Origin of the sequence: uncultured Marivirga sp., assembly GCF_963974845.1 — a bacterium.
Lineage (GTDB): Bacteria > Bacteroidota > Bacteroidia > Cytophagales > Cyclobacteriaceae > Marivirga > Marivirga harenae.
This window is the reverse complement of the sequence record NZ_CAXBEQ010000004.1, coordinates 140,466-160,910: the sequence shown is the minus strand read 5'-3', so window position 1 is coordinate 160,910 and position 20,445 is coordinate 140,466. Positions and strand designations below refer to the sequence as shown.

At 35.4% G+C, this 20,445-nt stretch carries 20 protein-coding genes and 1 tRNA gene; 6 read left to right on the top strand and 15 right to left on the bottom strand.

Going from position 1 to position 20,445, the window contains the following annotated elements; all coding sequences use genetic code 11:
• Positions 1-36 precede the first annotated feature (36 nt).
• Together tig and AAC601_RS10630 are read right to left on the bottom strand one after the other, a co-directional pair.
• Positions 37-1,380 carry a trigger factor gene (gene tig / locus AAC601_RS10635; protein ID WP_340153236.1) on the bottom strand — a complete coding sequence of 448 codons (1,344 nt, stop codon included), beginning with the start codon at positions 1,378-1,380 and terminating at the stop codon, positions 37-39.
• An 86-nt stretch (positions 1,381-1,466) separates the two neighbouring features.
• Positions 1,467-1,548 (bottom strand) — tRNA-Leu (locus AAC601_RS10630).
• A gap of 102 nt (positions 1,549-1,650) precedes the next feature.
• On the opposite strand from AAC601_RS10630, the gene AAC601_RS10625 reads away from it, so the two are divergent.
• From AAC601_RS10625 to AAC601_RS10610, 4 genes are all read left to right on the top strand, one after another.
• Positions 1,651-3,864: a bifunctional (p)ppGpp synthetase/guanosine-3',5'-bis(diphosphate) 3'-pyrophosphohydrolase gene (locus tag AAC601_RS10625; protein ID WP_340153235.1), complete on the top strand. Its 2,214-nt coding sequence runs from the start codon at positions 1,651-1,653 to the stop codon at positions 3,862-3,864.
• A 47-nt stretch (positions 3,865-3,911) separates the two neighbouring features.
• On the top strand, positions 3,912-4,385 hold the full coding sequence (locus AAC601_RS10620) for a transcriptional repressor (protein WP_303272125.1): 474 nt from the start codon (positions 3,912-3,914) through the stop codon (positions 4,383-4,385).
• Between the two features lie 19 nt (positions 4,386-4,404).
• A complete protein-coding gene (locus tag AAC601_RS10615) occupies positions 4,405-4,743 on the top strand; it encodes an STAS domain-containing protein (protein WP_303270010.1) in 339 nt (112 codons plus the stop codon).
• Positions 4,744-4,826: 83 nt separating this feature from the next.
• Positions 4,827-6,098, top strand: a complete 1,272-nt coding sequence (locus tag AAC601_RS10610; protein WP_303270011.1) for an adenylosuccinate synthase — start codon at positions 4,827-4,829, stop codon at positions 6,096-6,098.
• 403 nt (positions 6,099-6,501) lie between these two features.
• On the opposite strand, the gene AAC601_RS10605 is transcribed toward AAC601_RS10610, so the two are convergent.
• The 7 genes from AAC601_RS10605 to AAC601_RS10575 all read right to left on the bottom strand — a co-directional run bounded on the left by AAC601_RS10605 (position 6,502) and on the right by AAC601_RS10575 (position 11,133).
• A complete protein-coding gene (locus tag AAC601_RS10605; RefSeq protein ID WP_340153234.1) occupies positions 6,502-6,852 on the bottom strand; it encodes a hypothetical protein in 351 nt (116 codons plus the stop codon).
• Between the two features lie 15 nt (positions 6,853-6,867).
• The gene (locus tag AAC601_RS10600) at positions 6,868-7,170 is read right to left on the bottom strand and encodes a hypothetical protein (protein ID WP_340153233.1); all 303 of its coding nucleotides are present in this window, start codon (positions 7,168-7,170) and stop codon (positions 6,868-6,870) included.
• 13 nt (positions 7,171-7,183) lie between these two features.
• Positions 7,184-7,771 carry a DUF6624 domain-containing protein gene (locus tag AAC601_RS10595; RefSeq protein ID WP_340153232.1) on the bottom strand — a complete coding sequence of 196 codons (588 nt, stop codon included), beginning with the start codon at positions 7,769-7,771 and terminating at the stop codon, positions 7,184-7,186.
• Positions 7,772-7,853: 82 nt separating this feature from the next.
• Positions 7,854-8,861, bottom strand: a complete 1,008-nt coding sequence (locus tag AAC601_RS10590; RefSeq protein ID WP_340153231.1) for a ligase-associated DNA damage response exonuclease — start codon at positions 8,859-8,861, stop codon at positions 7,854-7,856.
• Between the two features lie 19 nt (positions 8,862-8,880).
• On the bottom strand, positions 8,881-9,336 hold the full coding sequence (locus tag AAC601_RS10585) for a MarR family transcriptional regulator (protein ID WP_303270015.1): 456 nt from the start codon (positions 9,334-9,336) through the stop codon (positions 8,881-8,883).
• Positions 9,337-9,397: 61 nt separating this feature from the next.
• Entirely contained in the window at positions 9,398-10,615 is a 1,218-nt protein-coding gene (locus AAC601_RS10580; protein WP_340153230.1) for a chorismate-binding protein, read from the bottom strand.
• Between the two features lie 2 nt (positions 10,616-10,617).
• Complete coding sequence (locus tag AAC601_RS10575) at positions 10,618-11,133, bottom strand: hotdog fold thioesterase (RefSeq protein WP_303270017.1); 516 nt, start codon at positions 11,131-11,133, stop codon at positions 10,618-10,620.
• A gap of 15 nt (positions 11,134-11,148) precedes the next feature.
• On the opposite strand from AAC601_RS10575, the gene AAC601_RS10570 reads away from it, so the two are divergent.
• Entirely contained in the window at positions 11,149-11,769 is a 621-nt protein-coding gene (locus tag AAC601_RS10570) for a histidine phosphatase family protein (protein WP_340153229.1), read from the top strand.
• 506 nt (positions 11,770-12,275) lie between these two features.
• On the opposite strand, the gene AAC601_RS10565 is transcribed toward AAC601_RS10570, so the two are convergent.
• Together AAC601_RS10565 and AAC601_RS10560 are read right to left on the bottom strand one after the other, a co-directional pair.
• Positions 12,276-13,616 carry a TIGR00366 family protein gene (locus tag AAC601_RS10565; RefSeq protein WP_340153228.1) on the bottom strand — a complete coding sequence of 447 codons (1,341 nt, stop codon included), beginning with the start codon at positions 13,614-13,616 and terminating at the stop codon, positions 12,276-12,278.
• Positions 13,617-13,676: 60 nt separating this feature from the next.
• On the bottom strand, positions 13,677-14,681 hold the full coding sequence (locus AAC601_RS10560; RefSeq protein ID WP_340153227.1) for an acyl-CoA reductase: 1,005 nt from the start codon (positions 14,679-14,681) through the stop codon (positions 13,677-13,679).
• A gap of 216 nt (positions 14,682-14,897) precedes the next feature.
• On the opposite strand from AAC601_RS10560, the gene AAC601_RS10555 reads away from it, so the two are divergent.
• Positions 14,898-15,341, top strand: a complete 444-nt coding sequence (locus AAC601_RS10555) for an OsmC family protein (protein ID WP_303270021.1) — start codon at positions 14,898-14,900, stop codon at positions 15,339-15,341.
• Positions 15,342-15,379: 38 nt separating this feature from the next.
• Here AAC601_RS10555 and AAC601_RS10550 read toward each other — a convergent pair whose 3' ends face one another.
• The 4 genes from AAC601_RS10550 to AAC601_RS10535 all read right to left on the bottom strand — a co-directional run bounded on the left by AAC601_RS10550 (position 15,380) and on the right by AAC601_RS10535 (position 20,367).
• The gene (locus tag AAC601_RS10550; protein ID WP_340153226.1) at positions 15,380-16,051 is read right to left on the bottom strand and encodes an HAD-IIIA family hydrolase; all 672 of its coding nucleotides are present in this window, start codon (positions 16,049-16,051) and stop codon (positions 15,380-15,382) included.
• 78 nt (positions 16,052-16,129) lie between these two features.
• Entirely contained in the window at positions 16,130-16,963 is an 834-nt protein-coding gene (locus AAC601_RS10545) for a shikimate dehydrogenase (RefSeq protein WP_340153225.1), read from the bottom strand.
• Positions 16,964-16,973: 10 nt separating this feature from the next.
• Positions 16,974-17,795 (bottom strand): hypothetical protein, encoded by an 822-nt coding sequence (locus AAC601_RS10540; RefSeq protein WP_340153224.1) that lies wholly within the window; start codon positions 17,793-17,795, stop codon positions 16,974-16,976.
• Between the two features lie 64 nt (positions 17,796-17,859).
• Positions 17,860-20,367: a DUF5686 and carboxypeptidase regulatory-like domain-containing protein gene (locus AAC601_RS10535; protein WP_340153223.1), complete on the bottom strand. Its 2,508-nt coding sequence runs from the start codon at positions 20,365-20,367 to the stop codon at positions 17,860-17,862.
• Positions 20,368-20,445: the final 78 nt, after the last annotated feature.

Here is a 20,445-nt window from a genome sequence, read left to right as displayed (position 1 = left end):
TTAAAAGGACTTTTCAATTAACGGTAAAATTTGCTATTAGTTTGCGTCTACAGCCTTTTTAAAGCCATCGAGGTCAACTTTCTTATCTTTTATGGATATCTTCTCCTTAATAAAGTCCAAAACTCGCTTGTTAAGCATCTCTTCGTAGACTTTACGGTAGTTTTCACCATTTTCGCCTTGAAGGTAATTTTGAGCAAAACTGTCCATATTCTCACCTAACTGGTCAGCCATTCCATAAGCTCCAAATTGCTCAGCAATCATTTTCTTAGTGTAATCCATGACATCAGCATGCTCTACTTTAATATCATCTTGATTAGCATCAGCAATTTTGTTTTTGATCAAATTCCAACGCAAATCTTTAGTATATAAATCATATTCCTTGTCAATTTGCTCTTGGGTAATCTTACCTTCGTTACTTAACAATAACCAGTTTTTCAAGAAATCATCTGGTAAATCGAACTTTGTCTTCTCCACCAAATTATCTACCAAATCTCTATTTAAAAGGTTTTCAGTTTCCCGATCGTAGTTCTCGGCAATGGTTTCTTTTATCTTTTTATCAAATTCTTCTCTGGTTTTCACAGCATCTTTGCCAAATACCTTATCGAACAATTCTTGATTTACCTCAGCAGGTTTAGTTCTTTTGATATCAGAAACAGTTAGGATATATTCGCCAGAAGCGGCCTGAGCGTCAGTTTCATTTTGACCCAACAATCTTGATTTTGCTTCTGCAGATTTAAAAGTCTTTTCGATATCAAATTTGATTTTATCACCTTTCTTAACCCCTACGAATTGTTTCTGAGCTTTCTTTTCTGCATCCTCAATAGGCAAAACAACTTTTTCCTGAACTTCTCCGTCTGCGGTACTTAATTTCCCTTCAAGGCTATCCTCGGCTTTGCTTTCATCAACTGATTCAGTATCACCATGTTGCTTGGTTAAATTATCCATGGTTTCTTTCATCACTTTATCAGTCACCTCGATGGTGTGCTTTTCAACTTTAAATTTATCATTTAAAGGAATATCAAACTCCTCAACCAAGCCCAAAGTATATTCAAACTCAAAATCTTTTTGATTATCCCAATCTATTTTAGCAGCATCCTCTTGATTGGGTAGAGGTTCACCTAAGATTTTCAAATCGTTTTCTTTGATGTAGTCTGTCAAAGATTTTGATAACATGCTGTTGATCTCTTCAACCAAAATGCTCTTCCCGTATAGCTTCTTTACATAGGATGTAGGCACTTTTCCAGGACGAAAACCTTTGATATTGGCTTTTTTCCTGTACTCTTTGATTTTTTGTTCAACATTAGGTTGATAATCAGCTTCATTTAGTATAATTTTAATAGAAGCATTGGTGTTGTCCTTTTTGTTGAGTGTAATGTCCAAAACAATTAATTTTTATAGTGTTATCGATATACAAAAAAACCCTTCATTCCCAAGTAATACTACTGGAACTAAGGGTTTGAGTTATGTGCGGATGAAGGGACTCGAACCCCCATGCCGTGAGGCGCTAGATCCTAAGTCTAGTGCGTCTACCAATTTCGCCACATCCGCATTCATTAATTTGAAGTGCAAAGGTACGCAAAAATATTTTCGTTGCAAGTCGGGGAAATGTTTTTTTATTGGTTATTTTGAACTTTAGTTTTTAAAGCATTTATGCAGAATATAGATTTAGAAGAAGAACGTAAGATTATTCTTAGAGAGTACAGGAAACTTTTAAGGAAGTCAAAACCATTTCTCAAGGACGGAGATGCGAAATTGATAAAAAAGGCATTCACAACCTCTATGGAAGCCCATAAGGAGATGAGAAGGAAATCAGGTGAGCCCTATATTCTTCATCCTATTGCTGTGGCTACAATTTGTGTAGAAGAAATTGGACTAGGCACCACCTCCATTATCTCTGCTTTGCTGCATGATGTAGTGGAAGATACAGACTGGGAATTAGAAGATATTGAGCGAGAGTTTGGCCCAAAAGTATCTCCTATCATAGATGGATTGACCAAAATATCGGGCGTTTTTGAATACGGGACTTCCCAACAAGCAGAGAATTTTCGAAAAATGTTGCTAACGCTCTCGAAAGATGTTAGGGTTATTCTCATAAAATTAGCGGATCGATTGCATAATATGCGGACCTTGGAAAGCATGCCAAGAAATAAGCAATTAAAGATAGCTTCTGAAACCATTTTTCTTTACGCCCCTTTGGCTCATCGCCTAGGCTTATACGCCATCAAGTCAGAATTGGAAGACCTGCATCTAAAATATACAGAGTCGGAGATCTATAGAGACATTGCCAATAAAATCAATAATACAAAAGCTGCTAGAAAGAGGTTTATCAATAATTTCATTTCCCCTATTGAGGGTGAATTAAATAAATTGAAATGGAATTATTATATAAAAGGAAGGCCAAAATCAATTTACTCTATTTGGAGTAAAATGAAAAAACAAAATATTCCATTTGAGCAAGTTTACGATTTATTTGCCATTAGAATAATCATTGATGCGCCAGATGAGCATGAAAAAGCGGCATGTTGGGAGGTTTATTCAATTGTCACAGATTTTTACAAACCCAATCCTGATAGGTTAAGAGACTGGATTTCAACTCCCAAAGCTAATGGTTATGAGTCGTTACATACTACTGTTATGAGTGACAACGGAAGTTGGGTAGAAGTTCAAATTAGAACTGCGAGAATGGATGAAATTGCCGAAAAAGGATACGCAGCGCACTGGAAGTATAAAGATCATTATACAAAACCTGAAGAAACCCGATTAGAACAATGGATTGCTAGAGTAAGGGAAATGTTGGAATCCAATGATACTAATGCTATTGAATTCTTGGATGATTTTCGGTCTAACCTTTTTTCAGACGAAGTCTTCGTTTTTACACCAAAGGGTGAATTAAAAACTTTGCCAAATGGCGCCACAGCATTAGACTTTGCCTTTGATATCCATACAGAAATTGGTGCGAAATGCTTGGGTGCAAAAGTCAACAATAAATTGGTACCGTTGAATTATGAGTTGAAAAACGGAGATCAAGTGGAAATCCTGACTTCAAATAAACAAAAACCAAGTGAAGATTGGTTGCGATTTGTAGTCAGTTCCAAGGCGAAATCTAAAATAAAGGATGTTTTAAAAGAGGATAAAAAATTTGCAGCCATTGAAGGCAAAGAAATAGTGTATAGAAAATTGAAACAGATGAAAATCGCACCATCTGATGAAGTAATCAATAAGATTAGAGCATATTTTGATGAAAAAACTCCTTTAGAATTGTATTATGGCATAGCTACAGGAAAGCACGATCCGAAAAACATCAAAAAGTTTCAGGATGAAGTATTAGATGCTCCAAATAAAAATAACAATAAGAGAATACGCTCCTCCACAGATGCAAAATCATTTGAGCAAGAATTGAAAAAAGCTAAAGGAGAGGATATGCTGCTGATTGGTGAAGACATGGACGTGGTGGATTATGTAATTGCTAAATGTTGCAACCCCATTCCCGGAGATGAGGTTTTTGGATTTGTGACGGTAAATGAAGGGATTAAAATTCACAGGACTTCATGTCCTAATGCACCGGAATTATTATCTAATCATGGCAATAGAGTAGTAAAGGCAAGATGGACATCGCAACAAGAGATTGCCTTTTTGGCTGGCTTGCAGATTATTGGAACAGACAGAGTGGGTCTTATTAGTGACGTGACACAAATTATATCCAGTGAACTGGAAGTCAACATGCAATCAATTTCCGTTGATACCAAGGACGGAATTTTTGAAGGGAAAATTCACCTTTTTGTTCAGAACACTAAGCATTTAGACCAACTTATCGGAAAATTGAAAGCCGTTCGAGGGATTGTCAAGGTGAACCGCTATGATTAATTGTAGATTTCCTATATTTGCCAAATCAGAAGGGAGTTGATTATATTATGGCATTGAACGAAAAGGTTTATAAAGAAGTAAAACAAATTTTCACGGCTTATTTAGAAAATAAAGGATTAAGAAAAACGCCTGAGCGTTATGCTATCCTTGAAGAAATATATACCCGAACCGGACATTTTGATGTAGAATCTCTCTATATCAGTATGAAAAATAAAAACTATAGGGTCAGCCGTGCAACTGTTTACAATACGTTGGATTTATTGGTAGAATGTGATTTAGTAAGCAAGCATCAATTTGGTAGAAATTTAGCTCAGTACGAAAAATCATATGGATACAAACAGCACGATCACGTAATCTGTGCTGAATGTCACAAAGTAGTAGAGTTTTGCGATCCGAGAATCCAAAATATTAAAACCATGATTGGCGACTTATTGAATTTCAAAATCATGCATCATTCTTTAAATCTTTACGGAATATGTGGAGATTGTCAAGCAAAATTAAAAACAGAAGAAAAAGAGTAATTTTTTAATCATATATAAAATGGACTACAAAAAAGAAGTCATAAATAATATTTTGAATTTAGAAATTTCTGGTGACTTGATAGGCGAAAATAATGGGCCCGGATTAGTAGAAATGTTGAATGATCACATCAATAAAGGTATCAATAAGTGTATCATTGATATTTCGGGAGTCCGCTATATGAACAGCAGCGGAATTGGAGTATTGATCACAATCTTAACTAAGCTTAGAAATAAAGATGGCGAGGTGGTATTAATAAATCCTTCTGAGCAGGTAAAAAAGTTATTAGTGATCACTAAACTCAATAATATCTTCTCAATTTACGATACCAAAGAAGAAGCTTTAGAAAGCTTAAAATGAAAAATCACATTTCTAAAAATAATTAGTATTTCATCAAATGCAGCTTTAATTGTCTATAGCTGTCAAATTTAAAATCATAAAAAATGAAAATGGATGTTTTGTTGGGTCTTCAATGGGGGGATGAAGGAAAAGGAAAAGTAGTGGATGTTTTAGCGCCCAAATACCATACAGTGGCTAGATTTCAGGGTGGACCCAATGCGGGGCATACTTTAGAATTCGATGGCAATAAGCATGTTCTTCACCAAATTCCCAGCGGTATTTTTCGAAGTACTATAAAAAACGTAATTGGGAATGGGGTGGTATTAGATCCTGTTATTTTCAAAAAAGAGATTGAGAAATTAGACCCATTTAATATCAATTTCAAGGAGAGTTTGTGGATTTCCAATAAGGCACAGTTGATTTTACCTACACATAGACTTTTAGATGCCGCTTACGAAAAGTCTAAAGGCAACAAAAAAATCGGCTCAACTTTGAAAGGGATAGGACCAACTTACCAAGATAAAGTTGCTAGATTAGGGTTACGAGTTGGAGACATTTTCTATCCAAGCTTCCCTGAGAAGTATAAGAAATTAGTCGACATTCATAAAATGACACTTGATTTCTATCAATATGATTATGCTGAATTAGAAGAAGCCGAGAAAACTTTCTTTGAGGCACTCGAATATTTAAAAACATTTAATGTCAGTTCTACAGAATACCTCATCAATAAAGAATTGAAAGAAGGGAAGTCAGTTTTGGCTGAAGGTGCTCAAGGATCATTGTTAGATGTAGATTTCGGGAGTTATCCTTTCGTGACCAGTTCCAATACCATGACTGCGGGTGTATGTACAGGTTTAGGCGTGGCTCCTAATAGCATTCAAAAAGTATATGGAATCTTCAAAGCTTATTGTACTAGAGTAGGCGGAGGCCCCTTCCCTACTGAGCTTTTTGACGAAGATGGAAAAGAATTACAGAAAGTAGGAAATGAATTTGGTGCTACCACAGGTCGCCCGAGGAGATGTGGATGGTTGGATATCCCAGCCTTGAAATATGTGGTCATGATCAACGGAGTAACGGAATTATTTATGATGAAAGCAGATGTTCTTTCAGGTTTCGAAAAAATAAAAGTCTGTACTCAATATGAGTTGGAAGATGGTACCAAGACTGAGGAATTTCCTTATGATATTGTAGATTCAGAAGTAAAACCTATTTACGAAGAATTAGACGGCTGGAATTGCAGTTTGGACAAAATCAATTCCTTTGACGATATGCCTCAGGCACTGACAAATTACATTACTTATATAGAAGATAAAATCGGTGTTCCAATTAATTTGGTTTCAGTAGGGCCAGACAGGACTCAGACGATTTTGAGATAAACCGAGAGATTTAAGAATAGAAAAGGGAGTCCAGCGATTGGCTTCCTTTTTTTTGGGCCTCATAAAAAATGCCACAAAGCCCTAAATCCAAATAAAATCTTGATCTGTGAGTGTAGGCAAGAGGACAAACCTGCCTGCCGGCAGGAAGGAATGCGGGCCAGACGAGGATGTGCGTTGAAGCATATTTTTGTCTTGATTTTTTCTTTCTTTTTCATCAAGGAAAAAGGAAGGTGAAAAACTACAAAGTATAATTTGGCATTCTATCATTTGATCAAGCCCTAAAACCCCCAATTTTAATTAAAGCATTATATTATGAGGTTATGAACATAATTGAGTCATAAAAAAGACTCTTTATATTTGTTTAGACCTATTTTATCATCCATTTTCATTTATCAAGAGAAATCTAATTTTCGAGTAAATGCAGTATTTTTTCTATTTCTTCTTCTGAATAATCAGATTCAGTGATTGATTCTAACTCAAAATGCGTAATGGTCTTTGAACCTTCTTTGGTTAACTTACAAAATATTATTCCCGAATGGTACAAGGGCCATAATGAGCTTTTCCCACCATAAATTTCACTAATGATTTTATATTGATTAGGGAGCTCCAAATCCAGAAAGAAAAAGACATCAGAAGTTAAAGGCATACTTCCAAACTCATTGTTTTTTGTGGTTAAAAAATACTGATAGCTTTCTCCATTAATAGAACTGTCTTTTCGGTTAATAATTGAATTTGGTTCAGAATTGAATTGCACCGGAGGAGTTGTGTCTTATATTTTCCGTGATTCTGGCCTATATTCGTATCGAGATTGGTCTCTTATATCTAGGATTTGAATGACAGGTTCACCTAAAACTTTATTTAGACGAGGGCCAAAAAATTGATTGACCATAAAATCCCCTGCAAAATCGAATGTTATACTATCAATATAACCATCATCTATTAAAGATTTATAAACCAACTTAAAATTGCTACTATCCTTTATTTCGAATTGTGCTTTAGCAAAGTTTAAATTGCTTATAGTTAGAAATGTAACTAAAATTGAGATTTGCAAAAGTGTCTTTTTAAGAATCATAGTTGTTGTTTTATTAATCTAAAGCTATTTTATTCTGCTTAGCATACTTTTCAATTCTTTTCAACCCCACTTTCCTTCGTCTTTTATTTACATTTTCAAAATCTTCAATTTTATTAAATCGGAAAGAAGAAGATTCTTCATCATAGTAATATTGCGTCCCATAGATTTGTGGCATCTTATTTCTGACTCTAAGTCTATCAATATAAAGTGCGTATTTACTTTTTTCAATTTTATTAGTGTAGTAGGCTTGCTCTAGTATTTCTTTAAAGCTTTCCATTTCTTCTGTTGAGGAATGCTGAATAGCTAAGAACAAGCCCATATTAGCCAGTTCTCCTATTTCTTTTTTGCTTTTCCAGCCATATTCATTCAGAAAAATGGGCACTTTATGTAAAAGTGTTGAATCAAGATATTTCATTTCTTTGATCAACTCTTGATCCTCTGATTCAGGATTTACTTGCTGCCTAATTTTTAGGGATTTGATTGCGAGTTCCTCTATGGTTTTTGCTTCTTCTTTGAAATTGTTGTTAGATTGATTTTGAGAATAAGACGGGATTGAAATTATATAGAAAATAGAAATGGCAAGGAATAGATGGTTTTTCATTTATATATAGATTAATAGTTTAGTGACTTTAAAACGAACATAGGGCAAAATTAATTATGCTTAAAGTAAATTATTGCGAACTTCACAACTCACTATCCAAGCTCTCCCCCTCAATTTGACTATTTAAACTAATCGCATTTAGCCCTTTTTCCTCTTTCAGATATTTAGTGAATACATTGGAGTATCCATGCGTAGAATATACCGTTTGAGCTTCTGATAACTTTACAGCTTCCAACAATCCATTCCAGTCCGCATGGTCTGAAAGTACAAAACCTCTATCTGCAGCTTTTCTTCTTCTAGTCCCTCTCAACATCATCCAACCTGAAGCAATTCCTGTACTGTAAGGCGCTAATTTTTTCATCCAGGGGGTTCCAATTGAAGCGGGAGTTGCAATCACTAAATTTCCTGCATAGTTTTTCTTGGGAATATCATTTGTGATTTTTATAGTTTCAGGTAAATCTAATCCTGTTACTCTAAGAGCTTCGGTAGCATTTTCTACTGCTCCATGAGTATAAATTTCGCCAATCTTAGTGTCTACATTTTTCATAATTCTTTGAGCCTTGCCCAAAGCATATGCAAAAATTACAGAGGTCTTGCCTTCCTCCTTATTCTTCCTCCACCAAGTATTTATTTCTCCGAAAGTCTCATTTTGGGGTTTCCATTGGTAAATAGGTAAGCCAAAAGTAGTTTCCGTTACAAATTCGTGACATTTTACCGAGTCAAAAGGAGTTGATAATCCATCATCTTCCAATTTGTAATCACCCGAAACAACTGCAACTTTACCCTTAAACTCTAGTCTGATCTGAGCGGAACCTGGGATATGTCCTGCTGGGTGAAAACTAACTTTGACACCATTAATTAAAATATTGCTATTGTAGTCAATTGTTTCAATTTGAATATCATGCCCTAATCTTTGTTGCATGATATGCTTAGACTGTGGATGCGCTAAATAATAACGATGTCCCGGTCGAGAGTGATCTGCATGTCCGTGGGTGATTAAAGCCTTTTTGACTGGGCGCCAGGGATCAATATAGAATTCTCCCTTTGCACAATAGATTCCCTTATTAGTAAATTGAAGAAGTGAACTCATTCCTATTTAACACCGCCAATCAGTCTTTGTTTTTGTTTACTTTAGCAACAATCCGAAACAATTCATGGATCTCTTCTAGATCTAAAGGCGCAAAAAATGTTGCCATTTTATCGTTAATTACTGGTTCAATATTTTGTATCAAGGTGGTGCCTTTAATATTTATGGATATCGCTGAATTTCTTTTATCAAATGATTGCCTAGCTCTATTAATTAAACCCTTATCTACCAGTCTTTGTACTATTCTAGAGATATCTGGGACATTTTCTTTTAATTGAATTTTTACTTCATTAAGGTTCATCGCTTTATCCGATTGCCCTTTTAATATTTTCAATACCTCGAACTGTTGTCGAGTGATGTCAAAAGCCTTTAACTCTCTAGCAATATTGTAGGATAACTTCTGTTGACAGCTTAATAATGTCGAAAAGGTTTGACTAATTAATTTTTGAGAATTTACATTTTCTGGCCAAGCTGACATCCTTTGCTTCGATAAATTGTAATGATTAACCGACTAATAAACTAAAATTAAGGATTAAACTTTAATTTCCGAAAATAATATCGGATAAAACTTGACATTTCATTTCTGTTTCCTCCCATTCTTTTTCTGGCTTTGAATCTTCAGTTATCCCTGCCCCAGCATAAAAAGTGACAGAATGATTACTAATTTGGCAACACCGCAAGTTGACAAATAAATGACTTAAACCCTCTGAATGTACAGGACCTAAAAACCCACTAAAATAACTTCTATTGTGCTTTTCTTGCTTAGTCAAGAAGTCTAACGCAGCCTCTTTTGGCATTCCACAAACTGCTGATGTCGGATGCAGTAATTTTAACATTACAGATCCCAATTCTGGAAAGTTGGTAGTGGAGGTATTAACTTTGAAAGTGGTTTTTAAATGGAGAAGATTTCCCGCTTGAATGGTTTTTGGCCCAATTTCATCAAATTCTCTTAATCTAATTTTCTTGAAGCAATTGATAATATAGCGAGAGACAAATGCTTGTTCTTCAATTTCTTTCTGTGTCCAAGTCGTGTCTGCTATGCTTTTTACCGATTTCGACTGCGTCCCTGCCAAAGCCATGGTTTTAAAATATCCCCCCTTTTGTTCTTCAATTAAAGTTTCTGGGCTAGCTCCAAACCAGAGACCTGTTTTGGCTGAAAATGTCAAGTTTACAAATGCATTAGGATACTTACGACAAGCCTCTACAAAAGCCTGACCTATATTAATATCGTTCTTATGATCAATGCTTTTAACTTTTGAAGGCACCACTTTATAAAATTTTTCCCTCTTTATGTGCTCTATACTTTGCTCCACCATTTTGATATAATCAGATGATGAAGTTGACAGAGTGAATTGGTCTCTGCTTAACAAGGTGAAATCAAATCGGCTGGCTTTATCGATTTTTTCTTCAATTTCTTCTGTGGGTGATTTTCTCCATTCAACAGAGACAAGTTTATCAGTACTGGTTGTAGAAATCTCTAAATCAATTTGTGCTAAAATATCGGCATTGAAATGAACAATTTTATCTATATTGATTTGAAATGGATGCATCAAGAAACCGGAAGAAAGGTCCTCTAGATTTAGATCATTAATATTTTTGGCTCCCGATAAATCACACAAAATCTGAATCTTTGATTCATTAGGAAGTCTATAAATAGCTACTGCAGCATTTAATTGCTGAGCGAATGCCAAAAACTTATGTAGATGTGCGGCTGCTGTCAGCCTTTTTTGCTTTATGCTTAAAATCTCTCTTTCCAATATTATTTTTTAACCACTGCCATTGTAATACGACTAACACATATCAATTGTTCACGCTCATTCATTATTTCAATATGCCAAACCTGTGTAGTTCGACCAATGTGGACTGGCGTTGTTTTACCATATACCCACCCTTCTTTAATGCCACGTATATGATTGGCGTTTATGTCTAGCCCCACACAATAGAATTTTGCTGGATCAACCATCAGCATTGCAGCCACACTGCCCAAAGTTTCAGCTAAGACCACAGATGCACCACCATGCAATAAGCCATAAGGCTGGTGGGTTCTTTTGTCAACTGGCATTTTGGCCACTAAATAATTATCACCTATTTCAGTAAAACTCATCCCTAATACTTCAGAGATGGTGTTTTTACCTAATTTATTGAGTTCTTCCACACTAGGCTTTTGAAGAAATTTTCTATCCATAGCTATTACACTAAATCTGTTTTGTATTTTCGAGCCGAAAATTACGGATTCAGATTCAATAATGAACAATATTTCCTGAATTTGATTCATTCAGAAATCACAATTATGATTAAAGATATCTATATAGTTCGCCACGGACAAACTGACTTCAATTTAAAAGGAATAGTTCAGGGCAGTGGTGTTGACGCTTCGCTAAATGATACAGGCAGAAAACAAGCTGCGGAATTTTTTAAAGCTTATGGCCATTTCCCTTTTGATAAATTATATATCTCGAATTTGAAAAGGACTTATGAATCGGTAAAAGAATTTATCGATCAAGGACTTTCTTTTGAAAAGCTTTCGGGCTTAAATGAAATCAGTTGGGGCACTCGTGAAGGACAGCCTTTTACGCCTGAGGAAAATAAATATTATTACGCCATGTTGGATAGATGGAAAAATGGAGAAACATCCTTGCCTGTTGAAGGCGGAGAGTCTCCAGATCAGGTGGCGATGCGTCAATTGGATTCAATAAAATATATTATGAGCAAAAAGGATGAACATAAAGTGTTGATTTGTATGCATGGAAGGGCAATGCGAATTCTTTTGGCTCAGCTATTCAATTATCCACTTTCTGATATGGACATCTTTCAACATTCGAATTTAGCTTTATATCATATCAGAGCAACAAAGAATATGTTTCAGATGGTGAAGTATAATGATAAAGGGCATTTGAGTGCTGGTATTTAAAGAATGATAAAACAAGTTTATAAAGGCAAGGAGAAACTAAACTTCTATTCTTTTTACTTCTTCTCAATTTCTTTTCTCCTATAATGAGCAATGGTAGCTAATTAATTAAATGATATCCTCGGTGGGTGGCTTACCGACCAAAAGCACCTAGCTGGAATAGGTGGTCGGTTTGCCACCGACCTTGGAAACTGGAATGCTATTTATTTAAGATATAAGCCATATCTTTTACTGAAATCCTAAAAAATAACCAAGGTTATTTTTCTTTGTGTTCTCTTGTCTCTTTTATGGTGGAAATATGCTGCCGATTGTACCTGCTCACAAGCATTATTATTTAATCACAAAAGATTCAAAAGAAAACAAAGGTTTTTCGCTAAAGCGAAAATCGCATTTAGGAAATTTCCTTAACGTAATAACAATCAGGGGGCTACAAGGGGGTGATGCGATCTGCATTTAAAAAAAAGTTATACGTCTTAATGTTCGATTTTCAAACCATAAATACTTGAAAACTAAAAAACCAACAATCCTCCAATAAAAATCAAACTACCTAAAATCAAAGAAAATAGACTGTAAGGCAGGATATCTTTAGCTTTCAGTTGTGTTATCCCCAATAGAGGCAAGGCCCAAAATGGCTGCAGCATATTGGTAATCTGGTCGCCATAAGACAGTGCCATTACTATTTTGGGAATGGGAATGTTTAAAGCTTGCGCAGCTTCTACCACAATTGGACCTTGCACAGCCCATTGTCCGCCACCAGAAGGGACGAAAAAATTCACTAAGCCAGCACTGAAAAAAGTTAAAATTGGAAATGATGTAGCTGTAGATATAGAAACAAAAAAATCGGATATTAAAATCACCAAGCCGGAATATTTCATGATTCCCATTATTCCAGAGTAAAGAGGAAACTGAATTACGATTCCACTCACTCCTTGAATACCAGAATTCACAGCTGACATAAATTTTGCTAGGCTGCCATGAAGTAAAATCCCAAAAGTAAGGAATAGAAAATTGACAAAATTCAAATCCATAAATGCCTGATTGGATTGCAATTTGTCTACAGCAAATAATAGAGCACTTATGAGCATCACTCCACCTAAAGCATAAGCTATCCAAGCCTTGTTTTCACTGTCATTTGATTGGCTCTCTTTAACTTTTTCTTCTTTATAAGTTAGTATTGATTGATAATCAGAGTTTGACTTAAAATATTTCCCTAATAGGTAGAACAAAGCTGGCACGGCAATCAAAATCACAAAACTTATGATAATATTCATAGTAGAAAACAGCGTTTCGGAAATACTGATGACCCCTATTTTATCTACTAAAAAATGCTTTGCTTCTGCTACTTTCAAGGGTGCAGAAGCTGACAATCCACCATGCCAAACCATCATTCCTGAATAACCCGCAGCACCTAATATTCCATAGTTGAAGGATTTATTTTGCGCTGTGAAATTCTCGCCAATTCTTCTACTCAATATGGCACCAAAAACCAGGCATAGCCCCCAGTTTAGAAAACTCATGATAATGGTGAAAAAACTAATTAAAAATCCTGCCTGTGCAGTGTTTTTGGGAATAGAAGCAATTCTGTGAATAATTCTGGAAAAGAAAGGTGTCAGGGCAAGCGTATGGCCTAAAAGTAGAATGAGTACCATTTGCATGGTAAAAGCCAATAACTCCCAAAATCCTGTTTGCCAATAACCTAAAATGCTTTGCGATTGCTCCAGTACGTTCCCCTCTTGAGCTGTAAATAACAAAGCAAGAAAAAATGTAATTCCGCTTAATAGAATTGCTATCACAAAGGGTGAAGGAAGAAATCGTTCTACTAGCTTAATATAGGATGTGGAAAAAGACATTTAGCAGTTTTCTTGAAAATTACACGCCTAGATCTAATTGTCCAAAAATGTAGCCTTGAATTAATTTAACTCTGAAAGAAATTCTAAAGTATCCACTCCATCCGCATAGTCCCATAGCTCTGGCTGTTGTGCTTTTCCTGGTTCTATTTCAGCGCCCTGTTGTACTACGCATTGGATTTGCTCTTTTTGTTTTGAGAGCTTTTCTTCTAATTCCTTATCGCTCTTGTAAAATTCATAAAACAGTACTGATATGGGAGAAACTAAAGCTTCGTCCTCTTTCATCAGGAAAAAACCTGAGTCTAAATGGGGCTCGTCATTTACTAAATAGATTGATTTATTGTAATCATAATTATTTACCCATTTATGGTGATCTGCCACCCATTTGAAACCTTCTAAGGCCTTGATGAAGGGAGAAAAGTCAAATCCCTCTGGTACTAAAAGTTTGCTTACATTTCGGCATCCTAAACCGTAATATTGAAATATATCTTTACCCAAAGCTTGAATTTCTTCTTCTGATTCCTTTCCTGTTAAAACGGCTACTGAGCTTCTGTTTTTGCGGATTATATTAGGATATTTTCCAAAATACTGTTCAAAATATCTCGCAGAATTATTGCTACCTGTTGCTATCACGGCATCAAAACCACCAATAGTCTCTTGAGTCAGTTCGATCTTATTTTCAAATTCAGGATTGATAGCTACCAACTTCGCTACTATTTCTTTTAATAAATATGGATCCTGAGAACTTAATTTCGCTATTACACTATTGCCTGAAATAAGAACCGACAAGAAATCGTGAAAGCCAACTAGCGGAATATTTCCTGCCATGATTACGGCAATTTTTTTTGAGCTTTCTTCGGGTAAATCATACTTTTCTACCCATTGCTCCAATTTTTCAGCATCTAACATCTCACCTAAAGCCTTTACTGCATGCACCACATTTTCACGCGTAAACCAATTATTGTGAGCTGTGGCACGGAAATACCATTGATCCAACTCGGATTCACTCATATTTCGTAATTGTTCTCCTAAGGTCTTAAAGGCTTCTATTCGCGCTGATAAATTCATGGATATCTAAAGATTTGAATATTGAAATGCGAAATTACAGGTTTTGCATTAGAATTGAAATATTAAGTTGGAAGTATGAAGCGGGAAGTATAAAGTCAGAAGCTTGAAGTTTTCTATATACTAAATACCAGACACCATCATATGAAAGAATCTACAATGTAACCTATAAGTGTAAGGGAGGTTAAATCATATGAACTAAAACGTAAAAATACAACTATGGCAATTAAAAGAAAAGTAACAGCAAATTGGAAAGGTACTGCAACAGATGGAAAAGGACATTTAAGCAGTTCCAATAAGTTTTTTGACAATACGCCTTATTCCTTTAAAGGTAGATTTGAAAATGAAGATGGAACTTTAGGAACAAACCCTGAAGAATTGATAGCAGCTGCGCATTCGGGCTGTTATGCTATGGCATTAAGTGTGGCTATTTCACAAGCAGGTCATACACCTGATGAAATTGACGCTCAGGCAGAAGTGGTTTTAGATAAAGAAGGAGAGGGCTTTGCCATTAAAGAGATTAAATTGACCGTAAAAGGTAAAGTTAGTGGTTTGTCCGAAAAAGAATTTTTAGAAATGGCAGAAGGCGCTAAAGAAGGATGCCCTATTTCAAAAGCATTAAGTGCTGTGCCTATTTCATTGAATGCAAGCTTTGAATCATAATTCAAAAGGCATGGCTTAAGGTCATGCCTTCTTTTTTATTACCCGACTGGTTCATCTAATAAATAGAAGTCAATAAATTCTCTTACACAACCTTTTCCGCCCTTGGTATCTAGAACTAAATCCACGGTTTCTTTCACTCTTAAAACTGCATCAGCAGGACAAGCAGAAAAACCTACTGCTTTCATGACCGCTAAGTCGTTGATGTCATCGCCTATAATGGCGACTTCAGATAGTTTAATGTCTAGTTTTTCGCACCAATCTAAAAGGATATCAATTTTAGGCTCGCTTCCCACATAAAGGTTTTTGATATTCAGCATTTCAGCACGGACTTTCACCATCTTGATTTTATGAGCGGAAGAAATAATACCCGTTTGAATGCCAAACTTCTCCAGGGCTTTTATAGCCATTCCATCTTTGGCATTGTATTTTTTGAACTGATCGCCATTTTCAGTAAAGAACATTCCCGCATCAGTCATAACACCGTCCACATCCAAAATCAAAAGTTTAATGTCCTTAATTTTAGATTTATCAACAAACATTGGTCTACAGAGCATATTAGCATAATCTAATTCATTTTCAGCACAAAAAAGTTTAAAATCACCTAGAGAAAGTTGATCCAATCTTTGAATGTTAAAACCATCTAAAAAATCAGCCATTGACTTTTTTTCTCTGGCTAGATACGCTTCAATATTTCTTTTCAGTAAATCCATTGGTGTTATTTATTCAAGTCCGTAAAAGTACTAATTCTTATTGGGTTTCTATTTTAGATGTTAAATAGAATGAAAATGTTAGTCCGTAAGATTCCAGTTCTCTATTATTACTTCTGCTGATATATCTCCAATAAAAAGTTGATACTGTCGAACCAATTGTGCTTTATACATGGCACTGCCGGGAATGAATTCAATATTATTTTCTTCACAATAGCTCTTTAAGAAATTGGGTTTGTTATCCTTTTGGGGCATATTGTGACAGAAAAGCATTTTACAATTGTTTAGCAATTCGGAAAAGCCTTTTGCGTCTAAGAAATTAGGCTGTGATGAGATAGGAGTCGCATCTACTATCAGATCATAAGGTGCTGATATTTCATCATCTTTAATTCCTAAGTCCTCTTTCTTAGCATTCACTTTTTCAGGACTTCTTCCCGTCAACACTACCCTCAAGCCCAAGTCTTTCAAGATGTGGTAAGCTACACCCGATACTCCGCCATTTCCATATATCGCTGCTGTTTTAATGGAATGCGCAGTTGATTTTAAAGCATTTTCTAAAGCCGTTTTCAATCCGATCGCATCCGTATTGTATCCATAGAGTTTGCCATTTTCATTCACTACGGTGTTAACGGCTAAGGTTTTTTTCGCAATTGGCTCTACTTCATCCAAAAAGGGAATAATCTTGGATTTAAGTCCGTCTTTACCAGTGACTGCGCCACCTCTTGAGATCGGTGAACGCAAGAGGTCAGCATAGTCTTTTGCTGCGATTTCGTGAGGAAAAGTGAAATACAACAGATTAAGTTCTAATTTCTGAAGTGCTGAATTATGTCTTTCAATAGAGCTGGCACTTCCTGATGTAGAGAAAATGAATTTTGAATGGGGCGTTAATGATACTTTAAATCTTTGTTCTGACATGCTGTTTTACTTAAAAAGTGATTTCCTTCATTGCTGATACAAATTTGTTAATGAATCCACTTTTTGTTTTTTCACTTAACAGATCTAAAGATAAGAATGGATTTAAATCTTCTAATTCTACCAATAATAGGCGTCCATCCCTCACTTTGCAGGCATCTACCCTTTGAATTCCTCTTTCCATATTATTCCAATCGATGAAACTCTGAGCAAATTCTAAATCCCCATTTGAAGGCTCATAGACTTTTAATTCCCATCTTTTACTTTTATCTGGTGCGTATAAGGCATATTGAAATTCATTATTGATGAAATAAAAGGAAACCTCATATTCAAAATTAATAAACGGCTGGATAAGCTTACTATTCAAATCGGCTTTACTTAATTCCTCTTGAGTCACTTTTTCCATACCAATAGAATCTGCTCCATTTTTAAGCTTGATGATATACTGTGGAGATGGTGGAAGTAAATTCAAATCAGCGATCTTGTCAACGGTAGGAATAACTGGGAAATCTAGTGAAAATAAATCAAGCAAATATTGCTTCCCTTTCATATCAGCTTTTCCATCAAATGAATTGAAAGTTGGAATTCCTTTTTCCTTTACGGCTTCCACAAATTCATTGAAATAGTCTTGATAGTAGGCCACTGGTCCTGTATTTCTGAACACGATAAAATCAGCTTTAGCCAAAAAGGCTAATGCCTGCTGCGGATTACCAATTAAGATATTGAAATGTGCTTGCAGTTGAGAAGTGATGTATAGATCTTCTTCATAGTAATTTCTGCCTTTGGCTGGGTAGTAAAGGTCTGAGAGATATAATAAGGTCGATTTTTTGGACATCTTGTTTGAACTTCACATTACTACTTTAATCTACCTTTAAATTTATTAAAAAATCGGATCATAATTAAAAAGAGGAAGTAAGAATAAAACCATGCTGCAAAAAGCGTTCATTTTCATACCCAAAATAATAATTAAGTCGAATTGGTAAAAAGGAAGATGTTAATCCGACACCTAGCTCAAGCAGTCTAGGGCTCTCTGCTGTTTGTAAATAATTAGCCATAAAATAAGACTTAAGTCCAATTTTCTTCAAGAGAGGTACGCGTCCCAAAATAGCACCATCAAAATCATGCTCGAAATTGGCTCCTACAAAATACTCTGAGGTACTATGTTGATAATAGTCAAGTAATTGGAATGCTAAGCCAAATTGCCGTTGATTTTGAGAAATGAAAATTTGGTTACCCATAAAATGGAAAAAGTCGATAGGAGTCAAATTACTTCCTGTTAAATACTGTCCGTAACTGACGCTGATTTTGCTAAAACCTACAGAATTCAAACTCCATCCATCTGACATATTTCCCCAGAATCTGCTATACTCGGTATCCAGCACTCCTACATCAAGACCAATTGTGAAAACTGGATATTTAGACGACAGAGGGAGTTTCCTGCCATTTACTAAATCAAATTTCCTTTTTGGTTGATAAGAGAGCAAAAGACTACTTTTTAATAAATCATTTTGTTCAAAGGAGCGATATTGTCCTTGAATGAGCGCTTGGTTTGGACTGAATTCCCTAGCTTCTTCCTCTTCATCATACCAATTGAAATCAGAATTATTTTCTAAAGGCTGCCTTTTATTAAATGAAGTTCCAAGTGTTATATCTAATCCATTTACAATCTCCCTTCTCCATTCCAAGGAAATAAAATCATTCCTGTAAAGCTTTTGGAAATTTTGCTTTTCAAATACAGTATATAACATGTTCAAATAATCGGTTATCAAAGGCCTTCCTGATATTTGATTTATATAGCTTCCGCCTTCCAATTCAATAAAACTGATATTTGCAGGATTCAATTCATATGAAAAAGCCCCCTTGGCATAGAAATCATGACTTGCAAAGCCATAACGTAATGATGCAGAAGCTGAATATTTATGTTCATTCTTAAACTGATCTTGGAAAGTTAAGCTAGGCTTTATTACACCACCCTCCACAGTATTAAAAGTAAAAATACCTACATCCAATCCTAGTTTTTCGCTGAGATTCCATTCACCTTCTGCCATGGCCTTTCTATAGAATTGCAAGGGATTTGGTTTCTTTTCTTTTGCGATGAGGCTTTGGTATAAGCTGTCATTATCACTTTTTTCAAGTTCAAAAGAATTTCCTTTGGTAGCCCTGTCCATTTGGTAGGCTCGTTGCTCTTCCTCTGTCAATTCAACTTGCCTCGTAGATTCCCACCATGAGGCAGGCTTTGAGTAGTCAGATTTATCAATTAGCTTATTAAGTTGCTCCGATTGCTCAGGCTTTGTAGCGCTAAAATCGTAATCATATGCTACATTATGATAGTATACTTCCAGATTACTTCCAGTCTTCTCCAAAAACAAATTAGATGAAAATGGTAGGAAAGTCCCGGTTTCATCATTTTTAATTGTTTGAGTTCTGATTTCTATATCCCCAGCCATACTCTTTAAAAAGATGTGAGACTGGTAAATTCTCCAACTGCCATCAATAATATAAATTTCTCCAGTAAACGTATTCCTATCGTTTCCTTTAGGAATTAGCTTGATTTTATGAGTAGTAAAACCAGCCTCTTCAAAGGATCCCAGAAAATCGTAATCATAAAAGCTAAATGCATCAGTAGCAATTGGAGATGCAATTCTTATTTGTGCCATTTGAGACCCTACCGAGAATGGTCTGTTTTGATACAAATCTATAAATACAGGATTATTTTTGCTCGCACTCAAATCATCTCCCAGAACCAAGGATGCTTTTAATTCCTGTAATTTCTTATCTTGTTCATATTGATAAACCCTATTGACAGATTCAGACAGATAGAATATCCCATTTTTAGGTGTAAGCATCGTTCCAAAAAAGTTAATCATATTATCTGAATTAGTCTCGGCCTTGCCAAAAAGCTTAGTATAAATACTATAACTTATGTTTTTATTTTCGCTTAAGTACTTCTCTCGACTTTTTTGGGCATTTCGTATGATTTCATAAGCCGGATTTTCTGCTTTTGCACTTACCTCAACAGCATTTAAAAACACCTTCTCAACACTTAAGACTGGATTAATTTCAGTTTTATCATTGGCATTTAGAGAAATATCACGCACTTCACTTTTATAACCAATGAATTGAAAGCTGATTTTATAATCGCCTGGCTTTAGTTTTAGGGAATATTCACCATCATAATTGGTGGAAGTGCCAATTGCTTGACCTAATATCACCACATTGGTGTAAGGCATTGGTTCATCATTTTCTGATTTTACAATCCCGTATATTTCGCCATTTTGAGCCAATGTTGACTGATTGCAAAAAGTCAATAGTAGTAGAGTAAGTACTAAAAAGGTGGTTTTAAATTGAAATTGAGAAGAATTGTTTCTCATGACGGTTTGGTTCCAACCAATGAAAAAATTAATCATTTCGATAGTTTATTAAAATTGAAGCCATCATGATGGCCAGATCTCGGTTCTTGTTGCAATAATACTCTGAAAACGGCA

Excerpts from the sequence above, each read along its gene's own strand:
- AAC601_RS10565 (WP_340153228.1), bottom strand. The coding sequence starts at position 13,616 with ATGTCTTTTTCCACATCCTATATTAAGCTAGTAGAACGATTTCTTCCT.
- AAC601_RS10540 (WP_340153224.1), bottom strand. The coding sequence starts at position 17,795 with ATGTCCAAAAAATCGACCTTATTATATCTCTCAGACCTTTACTACCCA.
- AAC601_RS10545 (WP_340153225.1), bottom strand. The coding sequence starts at position 16,963 with ATGTCAGAACAAAGATTTAAAGTATCATTAACGCCCCATTCAAAATTC.
- AAC601_RS10610 (WP_303270011.1), top strand. The coding sequence starts at position 4,827 with ATGAAAATGGATGTTTTGTTGGGTCTTCAATGGGGGGATGAAGGAAAA.
- AAC601_RS10620 (WP_303272125.1), top strand. The coding sequence starts at position 3,912 with ATGGCATTGAACGAAAAGGTTTATAAAGAAGTAAAACAAATTTTCACG.
- AAC601_RS10575 (WP_303270017.1), bottom strand. The coding sequence starts at position 11,133 with ATGAATCAAATTCAGGAAATATTGTTCATTATTGAATCTGAATCCGTA.
- AAC601_RS10550 (WP_340153226.1), bottom strand. The coding sequence starts at position 16,051 with ATGGATTTACTGAAAAGAAATATTGAAGCGTATCTAGCCAGAGAAAAA.
- AAC601_RS10615 (WP_303270010.1), top strand. The coding sequence starts at position 4,405 with ATGGACTACAAAAAAGAAGTCATAAATAATATTTTGAATTTAGAAATT.
- AAC601_RS10595 (WP_340153232.1), bottom strand. The coding sequence starts at position 7,771 with ATGAAAAACCATCTATTCCTTGCCATTTCTATTTTCTATATAATTTCA.
- AAC601_RS10585 (WP_303270015.1), bottom strand. The coding sequence starts at position 9,336 with ATGTCAGCTTGGCCAGAAAATGTAAATTCTCAAAAATTAATTAGTCAA.
- AAC601_RS10555 (WP_303270021.1), top strand. The coding sequence starts at position 14,898 with ATGGCAATTAAAAGAAAAGTAACAGCAAATTGGAAAGGTACTGCAACA.
- AAC601_RS10570 (WP_340153229.1), top strand. The coding sequence starts at position 11,149 with ATGATTAAAGATATCTATATAGTTCGCCACGGACAAACTGACTTCAAT.
- AAC601_RS10560 (WP_340153227.1), bottom strand. The coding sequence starts at position 14,681 with ATGAATTTATCAGCGCGAATAGAAGCCTTTAAGACCTTAGGAGAACAA.
- AAC601_RS10535 (WP_340153223.1), bottom strand. The coding sequence starts at position 20,367 with ATGATTAATTTTTTCATTGGTTGGAACCAAACCGTCATGAGAAACAAT.
- AAC601_RS10625 (WP_340153235.1), top strand. The coding sequence starts at position 1,651 with ATGCAGAATATAGATTTAGAAGAAGAACGTAAGATTATTCTTAGAGAG.
- AAC601_RS10600 (WP_340153233.1), bottom strand. The coding sequence starts at position 7,170 with ATGATTCTTAAAAAGACACTTTTGCAAATCTCAATTTTAGTTACATTT.
- AAC601_RS10590 (WP_340153231.1), bottom strand. The coding sequence starts at position 8,861 with ATGAGTTCACTTCTTCAATTTACTAATAAGGGAATCTATTGTGCAAAG.